Origin of the sequence: Rhizobium sp. WW_1, from assembly GCF_003610155.1 — a bacterium.
Classification (GTDB): domain Bacteria; phylum Pseudomonadota; class Alphaproteobacteria; order Rhizobiales; family Rhizobiaceae; genus Rhizobium; species Rhizobium tropici_A.
Map to the genome: position 1 here is coordinate 1 of NZ_RAIN01000063.1, position 1371 is coordinate 1371.

Consider the following 1371-nt stretch of genomic DNA (forward strand, 5'->3'; position numbering starts at 1 on the left):
CCGTCGATGGTACCGCTTGCGGATCTGAGCCAGGCAGAGCTTGACCGGGTTGTCGATGCGGTGCCTGGGGGTGTTGGGAACATCCAGGACATTTATGGTCTTTCGCCGCTTCAGGACGGGATCCTGTTCCATCATCTTCTGTCGCAGAAGGGCGATCCGTACCTGATCCGGGCGCAGATGGCGTTTGGGCGTCGCGATCAGCTCGATCGGTATCTTTCCGCGGTGCAGCGTGTTGTCGACCGTCACGATATTCTGCGCACGGCGTTTGTGTGGGAGGGACTGTCGTCTCCGGTTCAGGTTGTGTGGCGCCGTGCGCCGCTGAGCATCACGGAGGTGGAACTTGATGGCGACGGCGGTTCAGGGGTTGATCAGCTACGTCGCCGCTACGACCTTCAGCATCACCGGATCGACCTGACGCAGGCCCCGCTTCTGCGGTTCGTGATTGCCCGGGATCCGCTGGCGGACCGGTGGCTGCTGTTGAACCTGTACCACCACCTGATCGGGGATCATTCGACGGTTGATATCCTGAACGAGGAGATCGAGGCGATCCTGGGCGGGCGCGAGGGAGAGTTGCCTGTTGCGGAACCGTTCCGCAACGTTGTTGCGCAGGCGCGGCTTGGTGTTTCGGCTGAGGAGCATGAGCGTTACTTCCGGGATCGTCTTGGCGATGTTGACGAGGCGTCTCTGCCGTTCGGTCTTGGCGAGGTTCGCGGGGACGGGGAGGATGTCGTCGAGGTTCACCGGATGCTGTCGGCGTCGCTGAACGATCGGCTTCGGGGTCAGGCGCGCCGGCTGGGGGTGAGCGTTGCGAGCCTTTGCCATGTTGCGTGGGGCCAGGTGATAGCGCGCACGTCCGGGCGCGAGACGGTTGTGTTCGGGACGGTTCTTCTTGGTCGGATGCAGGCAGGTGCTGGTGCAGACCGGGCGATGGGGCTGTTCATCAACACGCTGCCGCTGCGGCTTGATCTTGACGGTCGCAATGTTGCTGCGGGAGTTCGCGACACGCATCTTCGTCTTGCGGAGCTTCTGCAGCACGAGCATGCGCCGCTTGCGCTAGCGCAGCGCTGCAGCGGGGTTGCAGCGGGGACGCCGCTGTTCAGCGCGCTGCTGAACTACCGGCACAATGTTGCGCAGCAGGAAGACGCGCCGCGGATTGGCGAAGCGGAATGGCTTGAGAGCGAGGAGCGGACGAACTATCCGGTTTCTCTGTCCGTTGAGGATTTTGGCGATGCGCTTGGTCTGACGGCGCAGGTATCGGGTTCGGTATCGGCGGATCGGGTTGTCGGGCTGATGGAGCGGGCGCTGGAGAGCCTTTCGCAGGCTCTGGAGGATGCGCCGGAGACGGCGTTGCGGTCCCTGGACGTTCTGCCG

General features: G+C 63.4%; 1 protein-coding gene. It reads left to right on the forward strand.

The genetic code is table 11. The annotated features are described in order from the left end of the window. A partial coding sequence (locus BJ928_RS38450) for a condensation domain-containing protein (RefSeq protein ID WP_245432831.1) occupies positions 1-1371 on the forward strand: 1371 nt, incomplete at both ends.